This window comes from Paraburkholderia sp. Ac-20340 (assembly GCF_017104965.1).
GTDB lineage: Bacteria > Pseudomonadota > Gammaproteobacteria > Burkholderiales > Burkholderiaceae > Paraburkholderia.
This window is the reverse complement of the sequence record NZ_JAAGPR010000006.1, coordinates 218334-237745: the sequence shown is the minus strand read 5'-3', so window position 1 is coordinate 237745 and position 19412 is coordinate 218334. Positions and strand designations below refer to the sequence as shown.

17 protein-coding genes are annotated in these 19412 nt (G+C 64.2%); 9 read left to right on the top strand and 8 right to left on the bottom strand.

The window, feature by feature from the left end; genetic code table 11:
* The first annotated feature begins 161 nt into the window (after positions 1-161).
* From G3N59_RS10180 to G3N59_RS10145, 8 genes are all read left to right on the top strand, one after another.
* Positions 162-1301 carry an acyl-CoA dehydrogenase family protein gene (locus G3N59_RS10180; RefSeq protein WP_205982457.1) on the top strand — a complete coding sequence of 380 codons (1140 nt, stop codon included), beginning with the start codon at positions 162-164 and terminating at the stop codon, positions 1299-1301.
* A gap of 27 nt (positions 1302-1328) precedes the next feature.
* A complete protein-coding gene (locus G3N59_RS10175; RefSeq protein WP_205982456.1) occupies positions 1329-2516 on the top strand; it encodes a lipid-transfer protein in 1188 nt (395 codons plus the stop codon).
* Between the two features lie 12 nt (positions 2517-2528).
* The gene (locus G3N59_RS10170) at positions 2529-2969 is read left to right on the top strand and encodes a MaoC family dehydratase N-terminal domain-containing protein (RefSeq protein ID WP_205982455.1); all 441 of its coding nucleotides are present in this window, start codon (positions 2529-2531) and stop codon (positions 2967-2969) included.
* A gap of 21 nt (positions 2970-2990) precedes the next feature.
* Complete coding sequence (locus G3N59_RS10165; protein ID WP_205982454.1) at positions 2991-3398, top strand: MaoC family dehydratase; 408 nt, start codon at positions 2991-2993, stop codon at positions 3396-3398.
* Between the two features lie 65 nt (positions 3399-3463).
* A complete protein-coding gene (locus tag G3N59_RS10160; RefSeq protein ID WP_205982453.1) occupies positions 3464-4288 on the top strand; it encodes an SDR family NAD(P)-dependent oxidoreductase in 825 nt (274 codons plus the stop codon).
* Between the two features lie 122 nt (positions 4289-4410).
* Entirely contained in the window at positions 4411-5742 is a 1332-nt protein-coding gene (locus tag G3N59_RS10155; RefSeq protein ID WP_205982452.1) for an MFS transporter, read from the top strand.
* Between the two features lie 35 nt (positions 5743-5777).
* Positions 5778-7199 carry an aldehyde dehydrogenase family protein gene (locus G3N59_RS10150; RefSeq protein WP_205982451.1) on the top strand — a complete coding sequence of 474 codons (1422 nt, stop codon included), beginning with the start codon at positions 5778-5780 and terminating at the stop codon, positions 7197-7199.
* Positions 7200-7234: 35 nt separating this feature from the next.
* A complete protein-coding gene (locus tag G3N59_RS10145; protein WP_205982450.1) occupies positions 7235-8470 on the top strand; it encodes an acyl-CoA dehydrogenase in 1236 nt (411 codons plus the stop codon).
* A 139-nt stretch (positions 8471-8609) separates the two neighbouring features.
* Here the strand turns inward: G3N59_RS10145 and G3N59_RS10140 are convergent, their stop codons facing one another.
* Together G3N59_RS10140 and G3N59_RS10135 are read right to left on the bottom strand one after the other, a co-directional pair.
* Positions 8610-8972, bottom strand: a complete 363-nt coding sequence (locus G3N59_RS10140; protein WP_205982449.1) for a BON domain-containing protein — start codon at positions 8970-8972, stop codon at positions 8610-8612.
* Positions 8973-9014: 42 nt separating this feature from the next.
* Positions 9015-10130: a porin gene (locus tag G3N59_RS10135; RefSeq protein WP_205982448.1), complete on the bottom strand. Its 1116-nt coding sequence runs from the start codon at positions 10128-10130 to the stop codon at positions 9015-9017.
* Between the two features lie 348 nt (positions 10131-10478).
* Between G3N59_RS10135 and G3N59_RS10130 the strand changes: the two genes are divergently transcribed.
* Complete coding sequence (locus G3N59_RS10130; RefSeq protein ID WP_205982447.1) at positions 10479-12344, top strand: alkyl sulfatase dimerization domain-containing protein; 1866 nt, start codon at positions 10479-10481, stop codon at positions 12342-12344.
* A gap of 67 nt (positions 12345-12411) precedes the next feature.
* Here G3N59_RS10130 and G3N59_RS10125 read toward each other — a convergent pair whose 3' ends face one another.
* From G3N59_RS10125 to G3N59_RS10100, 6 genes are all read right to left on the bottom strand, one after another.
* Positions 12412-13938, bottom strand: a complete 1527-nt coding sequence (locus G3N59_RS10125; protein ID WP_205982446.1) for a long-chain fatty acid--CoA ligase — start codon at positions 13936-13938, stop codon at positions 12412-12414.
* Positions 13939-13949: 11 nt separating this feature from the next.
* Complete coding sequence (locus G3N59_RS10120; protein WP_205982445.1) at positions 13950-15608, bottom strand: GMC family oxidoreductase N-terminal domain-containing protein; 1659 nt, start codon at positions 15606-15608, stop codon at positions 13950-13952.
* Positions 15609-15682: 74 nt separating this feature from the next.
* Entirely contained in the window at positions 15683-16597 is a 915-nt protein-coding gene (locus tag G3N59_RS10115; RefSeq protein WP_205982444.1) for an SDR family oxidoreductase, read from the bottom strand.
* 46 nt (positions 16598-16643) lie between these two features.
* On the bottom strand, positions 16644-17798 hold the full coding sequence (locus G3N59_RS10110; protein ID WP_205982443.1) for an acyl-CoA dehydrogenase family protein: 1155 nt from the start codon (positions 17796-17798) through the stop codon (positions 16644-16646).
* A 30-nt stretch (positions 17799-17828) separates the two neighbouring features.
* Positions 17829-18632: an enoyl-CoA hydratase-related protein gene (locus G3N59_RS10105; protein WP_205982442.1), complete on the bottom strand. Its 804-nt coding sequence runs from the start codon at positions 18630-18632 to the stop codon at positions 17829-17831.
* Between the two features lie 10 nt (positions 18633-18642).
* Positions 18643-19398: an SDR family NAD(P)-dependent oxidoreductase gene (locus G3N59_RS10100; RefSeq protein ID WP_205982441.1), complete on the bottom strand. Its 756-nt coding sequence runs from the start codon at positions 19396-19398 to the stop codon at positions 18643-18645.
* Between the last annotated feature and the right edge of the window lie 14 nt (positions 19399-19412).

Below are 19412 nucleotides of genomic sequence, written 5' to 3'. Positions count from 1 at the left end.
CCCACCGCCAGTGGGGGGGCGCCCCCTTTTACGGCAAAAGCGTTCCCCCCCATCGACGGTGGGCTTCATCCACACGCCGCGCCGGACCATCGTCATCACACGAGGTCCAGCCGACGGCGCGCCTCATACGGGGCGCCGCAGCGCAGAACAAGGAATCCGACATGCAGATACAACGCCAGGTCTACCGCGAAGACCACGAGATGTTCCGCACCACCGTGCGCCGCTTTTTTGAACGCGAATGCCTGCCGCGCCAGGCGGCCTGGAACGAGGCCGGCATGGTCGATCGCGATATCTGGCTCAAGGCCGGCCGCGAAGGTCTGCTGTGCGTCACGCTGCCGGTGGAATACGGCGGCGGTGGCGGCGACTACGGCCACAGCGCCGTGATGGCCGAGGAAGTCGCGCGCTGCGGGCTGTCGGGCGTCACCTTCAACATGCACTCGGACATCATCGCGCCGTATATCGCCCGCATCGGCAACGAGGCGCAGAAGCAGAAATGGCTGCCGGGCGCCTGCTCGGGAGAAATCGTGCTGGGCATCGCCATGACCGAGCCCGGCAGCGGCAGCGACCTGAAAGCCGTGCGCACGACCGCCGTGCGCGACGGCGACGAATACGTCATCAACGGCAGCAAGACCTTTATCAGCAACGGCATTTGCGGCGATCTGTTCGTGGTGATCTGCAAGACCGATCCGGCCGCGGGCGCGAAAGGCATCAGCCTGATCGTCGTGGAGGCGGATCGCGAAGGTTTCCGGCGCGGGCGCAAGCTCGACAAGGTCGGCCTGCACGTGCAGGACACCGCCGAGCTGTTCTTCGACAACGTGCGCGTGCCGGTGAGCAATCGCCTCGGCGAAGAAGGCCAGGGCTTCCGCTATCTGATGGCCGAACTGCCGCAGGAGCGCTTCTCGATTGCGCTGGCCGCCGCCGCGCGCCTGGAAACGGCGCTCGCGCAAACCCTCGAATACGTGAAAGAGCGCAAGGCTTTCGGGCAAACGGTCTGGGATTTCCAGAACACCCGCTTCAAGCTCGCCGATATCCAGACTCAGGCGATGGCCGTGCGTCTGATGATCGATCACTACCTGGCGGAGCACATGCGCCGCCGTCTCACGCTCGAAGAATCGGCGGTGGCCAAGCTGTTCGCCACCGAAACGCTGGGCAAGGCGCTCGACGAAATGGTGCAGTTGCACGGCGGCTACGGCTACATGCTCGAGTACCCGGTTGCGCGCGCCTTTGTCGATTCGCGCGTCAATCGCATCTATGGCGGCACCAGCGAAGTCATGCGCGAGCTGATTTCGCGCGCGCTCTAAAACATCCATCACCGGAGGAGATTTGGCATGAAACGCAACGTTTATGTGGCTGGCGTCGGCATGATTCCGTTCGCCAAGCCGGGCGCGAGCGCCCATTACGACGAAATGGGCGCGCAGGCGATCAGCCAGGCACTCGCCGATTCGCGCGTTCCGTTCGAACTCATTCAGCAGGCCTACGCAGGTTATGTCTACGGCGATTCGACCTGTGGCCAGACCGCGCTTTATCGCGTGGGCATGTCGGGGATTCCCGTCGTCAATGTGAACAACAATTGCGCGACCGGCTCGTCGGCGCTCTTTCTCGCGCATCAGGCAGTGAAGAGCGGCATGGTGGAATGCGCGCTGGCCTTCGGCTTCGAGGAAATGCAGCCGGGCGCGCTCAAGAGCCATTGGGACGACCGCCCGCGCGCGATGCAGAAGTTCATCGAAGTCTCCGACCGCCTGCTGCCCGACTCGCCGCAACCCGGCGCGATCCGCATGTTCGCGGGCGCGGGCAAGACGCATATGGACAAGTACGGCACGAAATTCGAGACCTTCGCGAAGGTGCGTGCAAAGGCCAGCCAGCATGCCGCGCGCAATCCGCTGGCGATCTTCCGCAAGGTGGTGACGCCCGAAGAAGTACTGGCCTCGCCGATGGTGTGGGATGGCGTGCTCACGCGCCTGATGGCCTGCCCGCCGACGTGCGGCGCGGCGGCGGCGATCGTCTGCTCGGAAGCGTTCGCGCGCCGCCACGGTCTGCGCACCGACGTGCTGATCGCCGGCCAGGCGCTGACCACCGACGGCCCGGCGCTGTTCGAGAACCCGGACATGATCGATCTGGTTGGCGTGGGCATGACGGAATCGGCGTCGCGCTCGGTGTACGAGCAGGCCGGCATCGGTCCCGAGGACATCGACGTGATCGAACTGCACGACTGTTTCGCGCAGAACGAACTGATTACCTACGAAGGCCTAGGCTTGTGCGGCAAGGGCGAAGGCGAACGGCTGGTCGAAGCGGGCGACAACACGTATGGCGGGCGCTGGGTCGTGAATCCGTCGGGCGGCCTGCTTTCGAAGGGCCATCCGCTGGGCGCGACCGGTCTCGCGCAGTGCTTCGAACTCGTGCATCAGATGCGCGGCACGGCGGGCGATCGTCAGGTGCCCGGCGCGAAAGTGGCGCTGCAGCACAACCTCGGCCTGGGCGGCGCGTGCGTCGTCACGGCGTACAAGAAGGCTATGTAACGGACTGACGCCATGCTCGACAAAACCTTTATCGGCAAAGCCTTGCCAACTTTTCACGCCACCGCCGAAGCCGGCCAGCTTGCGCTGTTCGCCAAGGCAACCGGCGAAACGCGGCCCGAATATATCGACGAAGCCGCCGCGCGCGACGCAGGCCACCCGAGCCTGCCGCTGCCGCCTACGTTCCTGTTCTCGCTCGAACTGACCTATCCCTCGGCGGGCTGGCGCAAGGAGATCGGCATCGAGGCTTCGCGCATCCTGCACGGCGAGCAATCGTTCACGTATCACCGTCTCGCGCATGCGGGCGAGAAGTTGCTGTTCGAAAGCCGTATCGCGGATATTTACGACAAGAAAGGCGGCGCGCTTTCCTTCGTCGTGCGTGAAACGCGCGTGAGCAACGCGAAAGGCGAACATGTCGCCGATCTGCGCAGCGTGCTCGTGCATCGCAACGGCTGAACCCCGCCCGAGGAAAACATCATGGACTTCAATACGATTCAGGTCGGCGATACGCTGCCGCCGCTCACGCTCGCGCCGGTCAACCGCACCACGCTTGCGCTGTTCGCGGGCGCGTCGAACGATCACAACCCGATCCATATCGATATCGATTACGCGCGCAAGGCGCGCATGCCCGACGTGTTCGCGCACGGCATGCTCTCGATGGCCTGGCTTGGCCGCCTGCTCACGCAATGGGTCGATCAGCGCAAGCTGCGCGAATTCGGCGTGCGCTTTACCGGCATCACGCACCTCGGCCACGAAATCACCTGCACGGGCAAGGTCGTCGAGAAATTCGAAAAGGATGGCGAACGATTGCTGCGACTGGAAATCCAGACCGCCAATCAATATGGCGAAGTGAAAGTCGCGGGCGATGCGCTCGTCGCAATCTGACGCGATCTGACGCAATCCGCTAACGCCTTAAGCCAGAACAAAGAGAGACACGGAGGAAACACATCATGGCAAAACTCGACGGTAAAGTCGCGCTGGTCACCGGATCGGGACGCGGCATCGGCCAGGCAATCGCATTGAAGCTCGCCAGCGAAGGCGCGCGCATCGTCGTCAACGATCTGGATGCGGAGCCGGCCCACGAGACGGTCGAAACCTTGCGCAAGGCGGGCGCGCAAGCCGTGGCCTGCGTAGGCAGCGTGACCGCGCCGGATTTCGCCGAGCGTTATGTCGGCACGGCGGTCAAGGAGTTTGGCGGCATCGACATCATCGTCAATAACGCGGGCTATACGTGGGACGACGTGGTCCAGCGCATGACCGACGAACAGTGGTACGCGATTCTCGACTGTCATCTGACCGCGCCCTTTCGCATCCTGCGCGCGGCTTATCCGCACATCAAGGCGCAGTATCAGGCCGAAGCCGCCGAAGGCCGCGAAGTGTTCCGCAAGGTGGTGAATATCTCGTCGGTGTCGGCGCTCAACGGCAATGCCGGGCAGCTGAATTATTCGTCGGCGAAAGCGGGCGTGATCGGCATGACGCGCGCGCTCTCGCGCGAATGGGGGCGCATGAAGGTCAACGTCAACGCCGTGGCCTTCGGGCTGATCCACACGCGCATGACCGACGCCGATGCATCGGCGGGCGCGACCGTGAAGATCGAAGGCCGCGACATCCGCGTGGGCATCAATCCCGAACTGATCAAGACGCACGCGCAGCGCTGCCCGCTGGGCCGTGGCGGCACGCCCGAGGAAGCCGCGGGCGCGGTCTACCTGTTCTGCTCGCCCGAGTCGAACTACATCACGGGGCAGATCGTGGCGGTATCGGGTTCGCCGCAATAACGCTGCACCGTTGCGATGGAACGCATCGCCCGCCACGCGTGGCTCTTGTGACTGTGCGTGGCGGGCGGCCTGAATCCTCCGTGCGCGCCCTTTTTCGAAAGGTGCGCCGACCGAGACTAGCCATGACCGCTTCGTCCGATTTCAAGCCCCGCTCCGCATGGGCCATGACCGTCCTGCTCACGGGACTCGCGCTCATCAACTTCCTCGACAAGGTGGTGATCGGCGTGGTCGCCGTGCCGATGACAAAAGACCTCGGCCTCAGTCACGCGCAATTCGGCCTGATCGCCGGCGCGTTCTTCTGGCTGTTTTCCGTATCCACCATTCTGGTGGGCTTTATTTCGAATCGCGTGCCCACGCGCTGGACACTGCTGGCGATGGGCGTGGCGTGGGCCGTGCTGCAGGTGCCGCAGGCGATGGCCACGAGCGTGCTCGCACTGCTGATCTGCCGTCTGCTGCTGGGCGCGGCCGAAGGCCCGTTCATGCCGACCACCGTGCATGCGCTCTACAAGTGGTTCCCGGACCGCAAGCGCAATCTGCCCGTGTCGATCGTCAGCCAGGGCGCGGGCCTGGGTCTGCTGATGGCGGGTTTGCTGATACCGCTCGTCACCGCGCGCTATGGCTGGCGCATGAATTTTCTGCTGCTGGGCGCCGTGGGCGCGGTGTGGAGCGTGCTGTGGCTGTGCTTTGGCCGCGAAGGCAATCTCGATCTGAAAAAGCCCGCCGATACCGCAAACGCCGCCCCGCTTCAGGATACGCAAGCGCCGCGCCGCAAGCTGCGCAAAACGCTCACGGACCCGTCCGTGCTCTGCGTGTTTCTGCTCGGCTTCGCCGCCTACTGGTCGCTCAGCCAGCTTTTCACGTGGCTGCCCACTTACCTGGAGAAAGGCCTCGGCTATCCGAACGTGCAGGCGGGCCGCTGGTTCGCGGTCGTCATCATCGCCGCGACGCCGATCAACCTGGGCATTTCGTGGCTCTCGCAAACCATGCTCGAACGCGGCGTTTCCTCGCGTGTCGCGCGGGTGCGGCTCATTGGCCTCGCGTTCCTGCTCAGCGGCGTGATCTACGCGCTGCCGCTGGTCGTCGAATTGTCGAATCTGCAGAAGGTCTTGCTGATGGCCGTTGGCGCGGGCCTGCCGACCGTGTGCTTCGCCATCGCCCCGGCCTTGCTCGCCGAAGTCGTGCCTGATTATCAGCGCGGCACGGCGCTCGCGTTCTACACGGCGCTGGGCAGCCTGGGCGGCGCGATTTCGCCCGCCTTGATGGGCGCGATCGTGCAGCGCGGCGGCTCGCTCACGGCCGCCTGCGAACAGGGCTTCGCCACCTGCTCGATCCTCGTGGTGCTCGCCGCCCTGCTCGCGCTGCGCTGGCTTCATCCCGACCGCTCGCGGCGCGTGCTCGCCACGCCGGCACCCTCCGCGCAATCGAAGCAATCGCAGCAATCGACCGCTGTGTAAACGCGGCCCGACGCGCCTTCCCACAGGAATCGACAATGAAAACGCTGAACCGCTTCTATATCAACGGCCAATGGGTCAAACCAGGCGTTGGCAGCACCCAGCACCCGATCGTCAATCCCGCCGATGAAAGCACCATCGGCACGCTCACGCTGGGCACCGCCGATGACGCCGATCGCGCCGTCGCCGCCGCGCGCGCCGCCTTTCCCGCCTGGTCGCAGACCTCGCGCGAAGAACGCATCGTCTTGCTGGAGCGCATTTTCGCGCGCTATCGCGCCCGCGCCGACGATCTCGCCGAAGCCGTGCGCCTCGAAATGGGCGCGCCGGCTTCCTTGTGCAAAGGCCTGCACGTGCCCGCCGGACTCATGCAGATCGAAGGCGCGATCAAGACGCTGCGCGATTTCCGCTTCGAGCGCGAACACGGACGCAACTATGTGCGGCGCGAACCGATCGGCGTGGCCGCGCTGATTGCGCCGTGGAACTGGCCGCTTAATCAGATCTGCGCGAAGGTCGCGCCCGCTATCGCGGCCGGTTGCACGGTGGTGCTGAAGCCATCGGAATTCGCCGCGCTCGACGCCGTCATCTTCGCCGACATCATGGCCGAAGCCGGCACGCCGCCCGGCGTCTTCAACATGATCTTCGGCGAAGGCCGCGTGGTCGGCGCCGCGTTGAGCGCGCATCGCGATGTGGACATGGTGTCGATCACCGGCTCCACGCGCGCGGGCGTCGAAGTCGCGCTCGCGGCCGCGCCCACGGTCAAGCGCGTGACGCAGGAACTCGGTGGCAAATCGGCGCTGCTCGTGCTCGACGACGCCGATCTGCGCAGCGCCGTCAAAAGCGCAGTCGTGCAATGCATGACCAACTCCGGGCAAACCTGCGTCGCGCCCACGCGCGTGCTGGTGCCGCGCGCGCAGATGCAGGAAGCCGCCGCGGTGGCCGCTGCGGTATGCGAACAACTGGCCGTCGGCGATCCTGCCGATCCGGCCACGCGCCTCGGCCCGCTCGCCAATCGCGCGCAGCACGACAAGGTGCGGCAGATGATCCGCATCGGCATGGAAGAAGGCGCCACGCTCGTCGCCGGCGGGCCGGAACGGCCGACCAATACGTCGAGCGGTTTCTACGTACGCCCCACCGTGTTCGCCAATGTCGATAACACCATGCAGATCGCGCGCGAAGAGATCTTCGGGCCGGTGCTCGCGCTGATCGCCTATGACTCGGAAGAGCACGCCATCGAGATCGCCAACGACTCGCCTTATGGCCTTGCCGCCTATGTTTATTCGAGCGACGACGAACGTGCGCGCCGTGTCGCCAATCGCCTGCGCGCGGGCATTCTGCGCATCAACAACGCGCAGACGGATTTTTCGATGCCGCTGGGCGGCTACAAGACTTCGGGCAACGGCCGCGAGTATGGCGAAGAAGGCTTCAACGAATACCTCGAAATCAAGTCGGTGATGCGCTGAGCAACGCCGCCGAACAAGCCATAAGGACGAATGTGATGAACTTCGACGTGCCCAGCGAATGGGTCGATTTCGGCGATGCGCTGATCAAATTCATCGACCGTGAAATCGCCCCGCTCGAACACGAGCATCGCGCGCTGCTCGACAGCGAACATCGCGCATATCAGGAAGACGGGCGTTATCGCCCGGAAGTGCTGGCGCTGCGGCGCCAGGTGCGTATGCGCTCGGCGGAACTGGGCTTCTACACCGCGCTGGCCGATGAATCGCTCGGCGGAGGCGGGCTGGGATCGCAGGCGGCCGTGTATATCCAAGAGCGGCTGAACGCGCATTGCGGGCCTTCGCGACATCTCGTGCATACAGTCGTGCTGCCTTCGCCGTTCACGAACGGATTGTCGCCGGTGCTGCGCCGTCTCGATCCGGCCGTGCTGGCCTCGGTGCATGACGGCATCGCGTCTGGCGATAAAACGATGTGTTTCGGCCTGAGCGAGCCTGACGCCGGTTCCGATGTTTTCGGCATGCGCACGCGCGCCGTGCGTGACGGCGATCATTGGATCATCAACGGCACGAAGCAGTGGATCACCAACGCGCCCTACGCCGATTACGCAATGATCTTCGCCATCACCGACGAAGAGCAGGCGCGCGCGCATCGCGGCGGCGTGACGGGCTTCTTTTTGCCGACCAGCACGCCCGGCTTTTCCGTGCCGAGCGTGATTCCGGTGATGGGCCATCATGGTTCGGAAACCGGCATCGTGGCGCTGGAGAACGTGCGCGTGCCGGATAGTCATCGGCTTGGGCCGGTGGATCGCGGGCTTTCGGTGGCGCTGGATGGCGTCAACGCGGGCCGTGTTTCGATGGCCGCTTCCTGCCTCGGTCTCGCGCAATGGGGGCTGGCGCAGGCGGTCGAGTATGCGAAGGTGCGCAAGACCTTCGGACGGCCGATTGCGGATCATCAGGCGGTGCAGTTCATGCTCGCCGATTGCGCGATGGATATTTACGCGACGAAGTCGATGCTGCGTCATTGCGCGTGGTTGATCGACGAAAATCGCCCGGCGACCAAGGAAGTATCGATCGTGAAGGCGTCGGCGACGGAAATGGTCGGGCGCGTGCTCGATCGCTGCATTCAGGTGCATGGAGCGATGGGCCTGACGAATGAGTTGCGGCTTGAAAAGGCGTATCGCTATGCGCGTACGGTTCGGATTCCTGATGGGACTTCGGAGATCCAACGCAGGACGATTGCGCGAAAACTGCTGGATGGGGATTTGAGTTTTAATTGAGGGATTGTCTGAAGGTGATAAGCGCCGCGATTGCGGCGCTTTTTTCTTGCCAAAAGGGAAAATAAAAAAGAGGGAAACGATAAAAAAACGGCCCGCACGATAACCATGCGAGCCGCTTCCTTCCAGCAAACTTCCCGATTTAAAACTGCGACAGCGTCAGCATATTCTTCACCGACTTCACCCCCGCCACGCCTTCCGCCGCCTTCGCTGCAAGCGCCATCTGCGTCTGCTCCGGCACGGCGCCTTCCAGCACCACATCGCCGTTATTCGCACGAACCGTAATAGCCGTCGACACCAGCCCTTTCGTGCGTGCCAGCACGCGCACCACATCCTTCTGCAGCTTGCGATTCGCGGCCTTGGCCTCCTTCGCGCTCATCGCCGGCACGGCCGACGCCGCCGCCTGATCGGCATCCGGTGCAGGCGTCTGCGCCTGCGCACTCACGCCGCCCAGCGCCAAAACCAAAGCCGCCAACCCAAAACGGCCAGCCTGAAAGCGATTCATATCGATCTCCTCTGCATTCGTAGAATAGTTGTCAACCGCCGATCAGAACCGGTGCATCATGCCGATCGCCGCCATCGACTGCGACGTGCCTGCCTGCGTGACCGAAAGACCGGTCCAGCTCATCGTCGCCTTGCCGTTGTTCTTCATGTAGCCCGCGCGCGCGTAAATCGACGTGCGCTTCGACAGCGAGTGATCCCAGCCGATCTGGAAAGCCGGCGTGTTGTCATGCACGCCGCGCACGGAACGCTGCAGGGCCGCCACTTCGAGCGTATCGAACGGCGTGGCCTGCACGGTCGCGCCAACCTGCGCGACGCTGAACGGATGATACGAACCCGTGCGCAACGCAACCGAGCCCGGCTGCGCATCGTCAGGCTTCGTGTAGATATAGAACGCCTGCAGATTGACGATGCCGATGCGATACGACAGCGCCCCCGTAAAACGTTCGCTGGCGAGCAGATTCAGCGGCGCCGCCAGCCCCGGCACGGTCATCGTGCCCGGACGCTGGTTCTGATACGCCAGCGCGCCATACAGACCAAAGCCCGTGTATGACAGCGAAAAATCCATCACGTTGCCGTTGGTGGTGGGCACCGGCTGCGTCACGCTCGCCGAAAAGCCGTACAACGCCGAGAATTTGAACCCGCCCACATTCGACGACACATACTGGATCGCATTGCTCTGCCGTCCGTTCAGATACTGCACGGCGAGCGTATTGGCGTCGCGCGCGAGCACGGCGGAAGCGGCAAGCCCGAGCGCTTCGTCCAGCCGGAACGGCTCGGCGGGATAGATCGCGAAAAAGCTCGGCGTGTACTGGCGGCCAAGACGCACAAAGCCGTATTTCTCGTTCGACAAGCCGAGCCACGCCTGGCGATAAAACATCGCCGTGGAATCCGCGAGGAACGTGCCGTTATTGATGTTGAAACCGTTTTCGACATCGAAGTCGGCTTTCAGACCGCCGCCCAGATCCTCGCTGCCCTTCAGGCCAAACAGCGAGCCCACGTTGCCGCCGCTGCGCATCGCGACCGTGCTGGTCCCGCCATTGTTGTTCCAGAACCCGAATACATCGAGCACACCATACAGCGTGACGCTCGACTGTGCCGCCGCTCCCCCGGCGGCACAGAGCAACGCGGCTCCGCAAATACCTCGACTGACTAAACGCATGGACGTCTCCTCTCTTTGTGTATTTCGCACCCCGAAGATGCGAATGGCCAGAAAGCGGGAGCCTGCCTTTCGATGGTGCCGGGCCGGCTTTTCATGCGTCGAGTCTGGCGGGAATCGCCTGCGTGAGACCTACCGGAATAGTGGGGGTGGGATAACCCGATAACGCGGTAAGCGCACGCGCCCCCCTTCGCGCGAATGCGCCCCACAGCGCCGCCCCCCCACTGGCGGTGGGATTGGAGCGCTTCTGCCCGCATACCGTGTCATGCAGGACGGTCCGCCGCGTATCGAAAGCGAACCGTCAATCGCTTGCGCGGCGTCAAGGCCGCTTCATATCATCGAGGGAACACCATGAACAGTCAGGAGAGCGTCCAGCCCGAGCTGGACGATATCGAATTCGAAAACGCCCAACGCGGTTTTATCGGCACGATTCCAGACGCCGAAATTCTCGACGCGAAAGGCCGCCCCGTCTGGAGTCTCAAGGACTACGCGTTTCTCGACGACGTCGAGCCCGCGCCCACCGTGCATCCGAATCTGTGGCGCCAGGCGCGCCTGAACATGCATCACGGCCTCTTCAAGGTCACCGATCGCATTTATCAGGTGCGCGGTTTCGACGTCGCGAATATCAGCTTTATCGAAGGCGATACGGGCGTGATCGTGATCGACCCGCTGACGGTCGCGGAAACCGCCGCGGCGGCGATGGCGCTGTATCGCCAGCATCGCGGCAATCGCCCCGTTTCCGCGCTGATCTACACGCACAGCCACGCGGATCACTACGGCGGCGCTCGCGGCGCGCTCGACGAAGCCGACGCCCACGCGCGCAAGGTGCCGATCATCGCGCCGCGCGGCTTTATGTGGCACACGGTCGCCGAAAACGTGATCGCCGGTAACGCGATGATGCGCCGGGGCATGTTCCAGTCGGGTCTGAGCTTGCCGAAGCACGTCTGCGGCCAGGTGGACTGCGGTATCGGCAAGGCCATTCCGATGGGTACGGGCACGCTGATTCCGCCCACCATGACGATCGAAAGCGAGGTGGAAACGCATGTCATCGACGGCGTGAAAATCATTTTCCAACTCGCGCTGGAAAGCGAAGCGCCCTCGGAAATGTTCATGCATTTCCCCGAACTGCGCGCGTTGAACACGGCGGAAATCGGCGTGCAGACCATGCACAATCTCTGCCCGCTGCGCGGCGCGGAAGTGCGTGATCCGCGCGAATGGTCGCGTTATCTCAACGAAGCGCTCGACCGCTACGCCCCCACCGCCGATGTCGTGTTCGCACAGCACAACTGGCCGACCTGGGGCAACGAACGCATCTGCACCTGGTTGCGCCAGCAGCGCGATCTCTACAAATACCTGCACGATCAGACCGTGCGCCTGATGAACCACGGCATGACGGGCATCGAGATCGCCGAAGCGCTCACTCTGCCGGAATCGCTGGCGAAAACGTGGGCGAATCGCGGCTTCTACGGCACGATTTCGCACAACGTCCGGGCGATCGTGCAGCGCTATCTGGGCTGGTACGACGGCAACCCGTCGCATCTGAATCTGCTGCCACCCGAGTTGGCCGGGCCGCGATATATCGAGTACATGGGCGGCGCGCAAGCGGTGCTCGACAAGGCGCAGGCCGATTTCGCGCGCGGCGAGTATCGCTGGGTCGCGGAAGTCACGAATCACCTCGTTTTCGCCGATCCCGCGAATCAGGCCGCGCGCAAGCTATGCGCCGACGCGCTGGAACAACTGGGTTTCGCCGCCGAATCGTCGACGTGGCGCAACGCCTATCTGCTGGGCGCGCAGGAATTGCGCAAGGGCGTGCCGAAACTGCGCCGCCGCAACGTGAGCCGCGATCTGGTTTCCGTGCTGCCGATCGAATTGCTGCTCGACTATCTGGCCGTGCGTCTGGACGGCGAGAAGGCACAAGGCGTGCAGATGAACATCGACTGGTCGAACCCGGAAACGGGCGAACATTGGGCGATGCGCCTGGAAAATTCGGCGATGACCTGGTTGCCCGGCACGGCGCGCGGCAAGGCCGATGCGCGTGTCGCGCTCACGCGCGCGGGACTCGCCGCGCTGCAGATGGGGCAAGGCACGCTGGCCGACACCTTCGAGCAACTCGCCGGTGACGGTTCGATCAGCGTCGAAGGCGATTCTGGCAGCGTGCTGAAACTGCTGCGCATGCTCGATGACTTCGACCCGATGTTCAATGTGGTCGAGCCTTGACCTTACGCTGCCCTGAAATGCAACGAGCCCTACGCGGGCTCGTTTCATATTCAGCGTTCGATAAAAACTACGCCGGTCTCAACTCGCGCTTGAGCACTTTGCCCGCAGCAGAAAGCGGCAAGGCATCGCGGAACTCCACGGTTTTCGGGCACTTGTAGCCCGCGATGAACTGCCGGCAATGCGCGCGGATGGTATCGGCATCGGCGGCGTGATCCGGCTTGAGCACCACCACCGCATGCACGGCTTCGCCCCACTTTTCGTGCGGCACGCCGATCACCGCACAGGCTGCCACAGCAGGATGCTGCGCGATGGCGTTCTCGACCTCGGCCGAATAGACGTTCTCGCCACCCGACACGATCATGTCCTTGATGCGGTCCACCACGAAGAGATAACCGGCATCGTCCATATAGCCGCCGTCGCCGGTATGAAGCCAGCCGTCGCGCAGCGCCTTCGCCGTTTCCTGCGGTTTGTTCCAATAGCCCGCCGTGATGTTGGGGCCGCGCACGACAATCTCGCCCACGCTGCCGCGCGGCACTTCGCGGCCCGTTGTATCGACGATCTTCACGCGCACCGCCGGACCACAACGGCCAACGGAACGATAAAGGCCGCTGCGTCGCCCTGCTTCGCCGTGATTCACCGGCGGATTCGAGCAGACGTTCGAACACGCCTCGGTCAGTCCATAAGAGTTGAAGAGCCCGACGCCCGGCATGCGCGCAATCACCTGTTCGAGCAGCGCGGCGGAAATCGGCGCAGCGCCATACGTAAGTCGCTGCACGCGCGAAAAATCGGTACGCGCGAAGTCGGGATGGTCGAGCACGGCCTGAATCATGGTCGGCACGAGCTGGACTTCGCCTACATCGTCTTCGCGGATCGCGCGCAGCACCGCGCCCGCGTCGAAGCCTGGCAGAATGGATTGCGGCTCGCCCGCGATCCACTGCATGATGGCGCGGCCGAGCCCGGCCATATGAAAGAACGGCGCGGCGTGCAACATGGCGACGCCCGGCAGCGCGGGCGCTTCGGCCAGACGTTGCATCGCGCTCGACCACAGGTTCAGATGCGTTTGCATCACGCCCTTCGGCAAGCCGGTCGTGCCGCCCGTGTACATGATCGAGGCGAGATCGTCGCCGCCCCGATTGGCGTCTTCGACCGGCGCATGCGAGGCGATCAGCGCTTCGAACGACAACATGTCGCGAGGCGGCGCGCCATCGCCCGCATGAATCAGCAGCGGTTGGCGGCGCGCCTGCGCGCAGATCTGCGCCACGCGAGGCAGATGCGCATCGTCCACCAGCAACATGCCGGTATCGCAATCGTCGAGCGAATAGACGATCTCCGCCACGCTCCAGCGCACATTCACGGGATTGATGACCCCGCCGCCCCACCACGTCGCCAGCACGTATTCGAGGTAGCGGTCGCTGTTCATCGCCAGCATGCCGACGCGGTCGCCTGGCCTCATGCCCAGCGCCTGTAGCGCGCCGGCGAGGCGCGCGACACGGTCGGCGAGTTCGCGCCAGGTGCGGCGGCGATCGCCAAAGATCGTCGCCACCTGGTCGCGCTTCTGTTGAACGGCGCGGTGAACGCCGGATGTGAGGAACATGGCGACGCCTTTCAGGCCGATATCGTTGATCTCGCCTCGGCAACCGCCGGCACGCGGCCAAGAATCATATCGGCGGCCTTTTCGCCGATCATCATCGCGGGCGCGTTGGTATTGCCGCCGATCAGCGTCGGCATGATCGATACATCGACCACGCGCAAGCCCTGCACGCCGCGCACGCGCAATTGCGGATCGACGACCGAGTTTGCGTCGCCGCCCATGCGGCAGGTGCCGACCGGATGAAACGCGGTATCGGCGCGCTGCGCGATGATGGCGCGGATCGCCTCGTCGTCGCTGCCGTCCGCACGCAGATGCGGGTCGCCGAAGGTTCCGCCGAAGCGCTTGAGCGCAGGCTGGTCGAGAATGCGCTTGAGGATGTGCACGCCTTTGACAAGCGTGTCCATATCGCGCGGATCGGACAGCATGTTCAAGTCGATGAGCGGCGCCACGCGCGTATCCGCCGAAGCCAGCCGCAACTGCCCGCGGCTATGCGGGCGCAGCACGCACATATGCAGCGAGTAGCCCTGCCCCCAGCGCATCGGATGCGTCACGGCGGCGGTCATGAAATGCGCCTGCAGATCGGGATCTGCCAGATCGCGCTGGCTCTTGAAGAAGCCGCCCGCTTCGGCCACGTTGCCCGTCAGCATGCCGGTGCGCTCGCGCTTGTAGCGGCGCCATTCGTCGAACAGGCGCCATGCGCCGCGTATCGACGGCCCGAGCAGCCCGCTGCCCGAGACCTTCAGCTGATAAAGCAGCACATCGACGTGTTCCTGCAGATTGCCGCCCACTTCGGGCGACGCGGCGATCACCGGCACGCCCAGTTCGCGAAGATGCTCCGCAGGACCGATACCCGATGCCATCAGCAATTGCGGCGAGCCAAATGCGCCGCTACTCACGATCACCTCGCGGCGCGCGGTGAGCGTCTGCACATCGTCGCCACGCTGCACCTGCACGCCCACGGCACGCGTGCCTTCGAAGAGAATGCGCATGGCCTGCGCGCCGGTCAGCACGTGCAGATTGGGCAGGCTGCTGAGCGTGTTCGCATCGCCGCCATGCAGATAGGCGCGCGCGGCGTTCCAGCGCTCGCCGTTACGTTGCGTGAGCTGGAAGCAGCCCACGCCTTCCTGGGTCGGGCCGTTGAAATCGGCGTTATAGCGATAGCCCGCCGCCTGCGCCGCCTCGACGAAAAAACGCGAGAACGGGCTGGGCGAACGCGGATCGGCCACGTTGAGCGGGCCGCTGCCGCCATGCAGTTCGTCGTCGCGGCCGCCGTTGCGCTCGTTGCATTCGGAGCGCTTGAAGTACGGCAGCACGTCCTGCCACGACCAGCCTTCGCAACCGGCTTCGGCCCAGCGGTCGTAGTCACGCGGCACGCCACGCATGTACACCATGCCGTTGATCGACGAACTGCCGCCCAGACCTCGCCCGCGCGGCTGCCGGCCGCGCCGGTTGGCGAGCAGCGGCTGGCGCTGCGTACGAAAGCCGAAATTGCGCGGCCCCGGTTTTCCGGTGGTCAGCACGAGGCCCAGCGGCGTCGTGACGGCGGCGCTGTGATCGCTCGGCCCGGCTTCGAGCAGCGCGACGCTAACGCCGCCTGCCTGCGCCAGCCGCCCGGCCACGGCGCATCCCGAAGATCCCGCGCCCACGACGATATAGTCGAAACTCGTTTCCATTTGAACCCTTCACTTCGGCGGATCACCCGCCTTGCTCGCACGTTGAGTTGAGGCACGACGCCCCGGCACCGCGCTTAAACCGGGTCCCAGTTGAACACTTCCGCCGAGACTTCCACGGGCACAAACGACGCCGCCATCGCGGGCGCGAGGTGCGAGGCCAGCGCCTGCGGCGTCCAGCCTTCGGAGCGCTGCATCGAGCGGATCGGGCGCGGCTGGCTCATCAGGAAAATCTCGTTGCGGCGCACGGTAAAGACCTGGCCGTTCACGGCCGCGGCGGCATCGCTCGCGAGGAACACGGCGAGCGGCGCGATATCGGCGGGCGACATCGAGCGCACCTTGGCGAGGCGCTCGGCCTGATCCGGCGTTTCTGGAATCGAGCCGACCATGCGGCTGTACGCAAACGGCGAAATGCAATTCGAGCGCACGTTCGAGCGCGCCATATCGAGCGCGAGCGATTTCGACAAGCCCACGATGCCCAGCTTCGCCGCCGCATAATTCGCCTGCCCGACGTTGCCGATCAAACCGGAAGTCGACGTCATATGCACAAAGCTGCCGCTCTGCTGCGCCTTGAAATGCGGGGCCGCCGCGCGGCTCACGTTGAAGCTGCCATAAAGATGCACGCGCAACACGGCGTCGAATTCTTCGGGCGTCATCTGATGGAAGATGCGGTCGCGCAGAATGCCCGCGTTGTTGACCACGCTGTCGACGCGGCCGAACGTATCCATGGCCGTTTCGACGATGCGGTTCGCGCTCGCGGCGTCGGCCACGCTCTCGCGGTTCACGGTCGCTTCGCCGCCCGCCTCGCGAATCAGATTGACCACTTCCTGGCCGGGATCTTCTTCGCTGGCCGCGCCGTTCACGCTCACGCCCACGTCGTTGACGACCACTTTCGCGCCGTGCTTCGCCATCATCAGCGCGATCTCGCGGCCGATGCCGCGTCCCGCGCCCGTCACGATCACAACCTTGCCGTCCATCGTCCGTTCGTTCATGGTGTCTATCTCCTTTATCGATCGTTTTCTGCGTGCATGCGCGTGCTTAGCGGAATGCGGCCGTGCCGGTGATTTCGCGCCCTTGAATCAAGGCCAGAATGCCGTTCATGCCGTCCGGCACCTGAAACACGCGGGCGTCGCGCCACATCTGTTCGAGACCGAGTTCTTCGCTGATACCCATCGCGCCATGCACCTGCATCGCCAGATGAATGGCGCGCTCGCACGCCTGCGTGGCGTAGCGCTTGGCCATCGCCGAGGTGCCGTTCGCCCGCAGGCCGCGGTCGATGCAATCGAGCGCGTAATAGCACAGCAGGCGCGATGAAACGATCGCCGTTTCGATATCGGCGAGATCGCGCTGCACGAGTTGATGGCTGGCGAGCGGCTTGCCGAACTGCTGGCGCTGCAGCGCATAATCGCGCGCCATCTCGAACGCCTTCTGCGCGAGATGCACGCACATCAGGCCGAGCAGCGGACGATTGCCGTTCCACGCCATGGTGAGCGTTTTGGCCGCGTCGCCGGCTTCGCCCATGATGTGGCTCGACGGCACGCGCGTACGCTCGAACACGAGTTCGCTCAGGTGCCCCTGGCGCAGGCCGGTGATCGCGGTTTCGCGAATCTCGAAGTCGATTTCGCTGCGATCCACCAGCGCGCGGCGCGTGACCGGACGGCCTTTTTCATCGACTCCACTGCTGCAGGAAACGTTGACCACATCGCAGATCGACGCGTTGGTGATCCACATCTTGCGGCCCGTGAGATAGGCGTGATCGCCGTCGATTTCGAGGCGCGTGCGGATCGCGCCGGAATCGGAACCGGCATTGGCTTCGGTGTTGGCCGTGCAGGCGATCTTGCGCCCGGCGATCAGGTCGGGCAGATAGCGTGCGCGGATGGCGTCCGGACAACCCAGATGGATGCGCAAAATCGTGCCTTCGTGCGACGCCAGCGAAAGCGCGATCACGGGCGGCAATTGCTCGAGAATCATGCCGTAATCGAGCATCTTGAGGCCACCGCCGCCGGCTTCCGCAGGCACACGCGGCGCGGTAATGCCAAGCTCCGCGAGTGCGCTGAAGATCTCCAGCATGGCCGCTTTCGGCAACGGTTGATCGGCGGGATGCGCGCGCAGGACGGGATCGATCTTCGTCTGGACCATCCGCTTCGCGGCGTCCACCATCAAGGCCTGATCTTCGGTAAGCGAAAAGTTCATTGCTTTGGATTCCTGTTTAACCGGTTTCGATCAGGCGCCGCGATAGGCAGGCGTGCGCTTTTCCGCGAACGCCTTGCGGCCTTCGATGCGATCGGCGCTATCGCGCAGCAGACCCCATTGGCGATTGGCCTCGGCCACGAAATCGCGTGGCGCCAGATGCGCGCTCTGCACCGCGAGTTGCTTGACCGCCTGCACCGCGAGCGGTCCATTTGCGGCGATACGGCCAGCAAGCTGCAACGCAAAATCCATCAACCCTGATGTCGACACCACATCGCTCACCAGGCCGATACGCAGCGCTTCGGCGGCATCGATACGGTCGCCCGTCAGCGCGAGTTTCATGGCATGCGCCGCAGGAATCGCGCGTAACAGATATTGCACGCCGCCGCATGCGGGCACACTCGCCACGCGCACTTCAGGCAGGCCGAAGCTCGCATGCTCGACGGCGATGCGAAGATCGCATTGCAGCGCGAGTTCCAGACCGCCGCCCAGGCAATAGCCGTTCACCGCAGCGATCATCGGCTTCCAGATTTCGAGGTCGCTGAAATCGAGCAGGCGCGTGTAGCCGCCTTGCGCCGCTTCGGCGCGACGTCCCTTGAATGCGCCCGCCGCGAAACCGTGCTCCGGCGGCAGCGTTGCCTTGAGATTGGCGCCCGTGCAGAACGCACGCTCGCCCGCGCCGGTGATGACGATGGCGCGCACCGCATCGTCGTCCTGGCAGGCGGCGAGGCGTTCGCGCAGCGCCAGCAGTTCGTCGACGGTCAGCGCGTTCATGGATTCCGGTGCGTCGAGCGTGAGCACCGCGACGTGGCCTTCGAGCCGGTAGTGAATCGTCATGGCAGATTCCTTAAACGCTCGGGCTCGACAGCGAACGGCCGCCGCACACATAGAGCGTCTGCCCGGTGATGTACGAGGCCGCGCGATCCGTGAACATCAGTACCGCGTGCGCGATATCGGCGGGCTGACCAATACGGCCGACCGGCACGGTGGCTTTGAGGCGGTCGCGCTGTTCGTCGGTATAGGTCGCCATCAGCGGCGTTTCGACGATGCCCGGCGCAATCGCATTGGCGGTGACGCCGTGCTTCGCCAGTTCGATCGCCAGCGAACGCGTGAGGCTCACCACGCCGCCCTTCGCCGCCGAGTAATTCGATTGCCCGAAGCCGCCCAGCCACGCACGCGACGAAATATTGACGATGCGCCCATAGCCCTGCTCCACCATGCCCGGCACCACGGCCTTCGCGCAGAGGAATTGCGACTTGAGATTCACCTGGATCACGAAGTCCCAATCTTCCTCGGTCATCTTCGTGAAGCGCTTGTCGCGCGTGACGCCCGCGTTGTTGATGAGAATGTCCGGCGTTTTCCAGCGCGCGGCGATCTGCGCGACGGCATCGTTCACCTGTTCGCTCGACGTCACGTCAACGCGCAGCGCCATCAGACGGTCTTTATTGGCACCCGGATGAGTCGCCAGCGTGTCGAGCGCGGCATCGTTGAGATCGAATACCGCAACCTTATGCCCCGCATCGAGCAAGGCCTTCGTGATACCCAGACCGATTCCCTGCGCGCCGCCGGTCACAATGGCAATCTGTTCGTTCATGACATTCATGAGAGAGGAATCCT

Bases quoted from the DNA above. Each gene is read 5' to 3' on its own strand.
- G3N59_RS10180 (WP_205982457.1), top strand. From the start codon at position 162: ATGCAGATACAACGCCAGGTCTACCGCGAAGACCACGAGATGTTCCGC.
- G3N59_RS10175 (WP_205982456.1), top strand. From the start codon at position 1,329: ATGAAACGCAACGTTTATGTGGCTGGCGTCGGCATGATTCCGTTCGCC.
- G3N59_RS10170 (WP_205982455.1), top strand. From the start codon at position 2,529: ATGCTCGACAAAACCTTTATCGGCAAAGCCTTGCCAACTTTTCACGCC.
- G3N59_RS10165 (WP_205982454.1), top strand. From the start codon at position 2,991: ATGGACTTCAATACGATTCAGGTCGGCGATACGCTGCCGCCGCTCACG.
- G3N59_RS10160 (WP_205982453.1), top strand. From the start codon at position 3,464: ATGGCAAAACTCGACGGTAAAGTCGCGCTGGTCACCGGATCGGGACGC.
- G3N59_RS10155 (WP_205982452.1), top strand. From the start codon at position 4,411: ATGACCGCTTCGTCCGATTTCAAGCCCCGCTCCGCATGGGCCATGACC.
- G3N59_RS10150 (WP_205982451.1), top strand. From the start codon at position 5,778: ATGAAAACGCTGAACCGCTTCTATATCAACGGCCAATGGGTCAAACCA.
- G3N59_RS10145 (WP_205982450.1), top strand. From the start codon at position 7,235: ATGAACTTCGACGTGCCCAGCGAATGGGTCGATTTCGGCGATGCGCTG.
- G3N59_RS10140 (WP_205982449.1), bottom strand. From the start codon at position 8,972: ATGAATCGCTTTCAGGCTGGCCGTTTTGGGTTGGCGGCTTTGGTTTTG.
- G3N59_RS10135 (WP_205982448.1), bottom strand. From the start codon at position 10,130: ATGCGTTTAGTCAGTCGAGGTATTTGCGGAGCCGCGTTGCTCTGTGCC.
- G3N59_RS10130 (WP_205982447.1), top strand. From the start codon at position 10,479: ATGAACAGTCAGGAGAGCGTCCAGCCCGAGCTGGACGATATCGAATTC.
- G3N59_RS10125 (WP_205982446.1), bottom strand. From the start codon at position 13,938: ATGTTCCTCACATCCGGCGTTCACCGCGCCGTTCAACAGAAGCGCGAC.
- G3N59_RS10120 (WP_205982445.1), bottom strand. From the start codon at position 15,608: ATGGAAACGAGTTTCGACTATATCGTCGTGGGCGCGGGATCTTCGGGA.
- G3N59_RS10115 (WP_205982444.1), bottom strand. From the start codon at position 16,597: ATGAACGAACGGACGATGGACGGCAAGGTTGTGATCGTGACGGGCGCG.
- G3N59_RS10110 (WP_205982443.1), bottom strand. From the start codon at position 17,798: ATGAACTTTTCGCTTACCGAAGATCAGGCCTTGATGGTGGACGCCGCG.
- G3N59_RS10105 (WP_205982442.1), bottom strand. From the start codon at position 18,632: ATGACGATTCACTACCGGCTCGAAGGCCACGTCGCGGTGCTCACGCTC.
- G3N59_RS10100 (WP_205982441.1), bottom strand. From the start codon at position 19,398: ATGAATGTCATGAACGAACAGATTGCCATTGTGACCGGCGGCGCGCAG.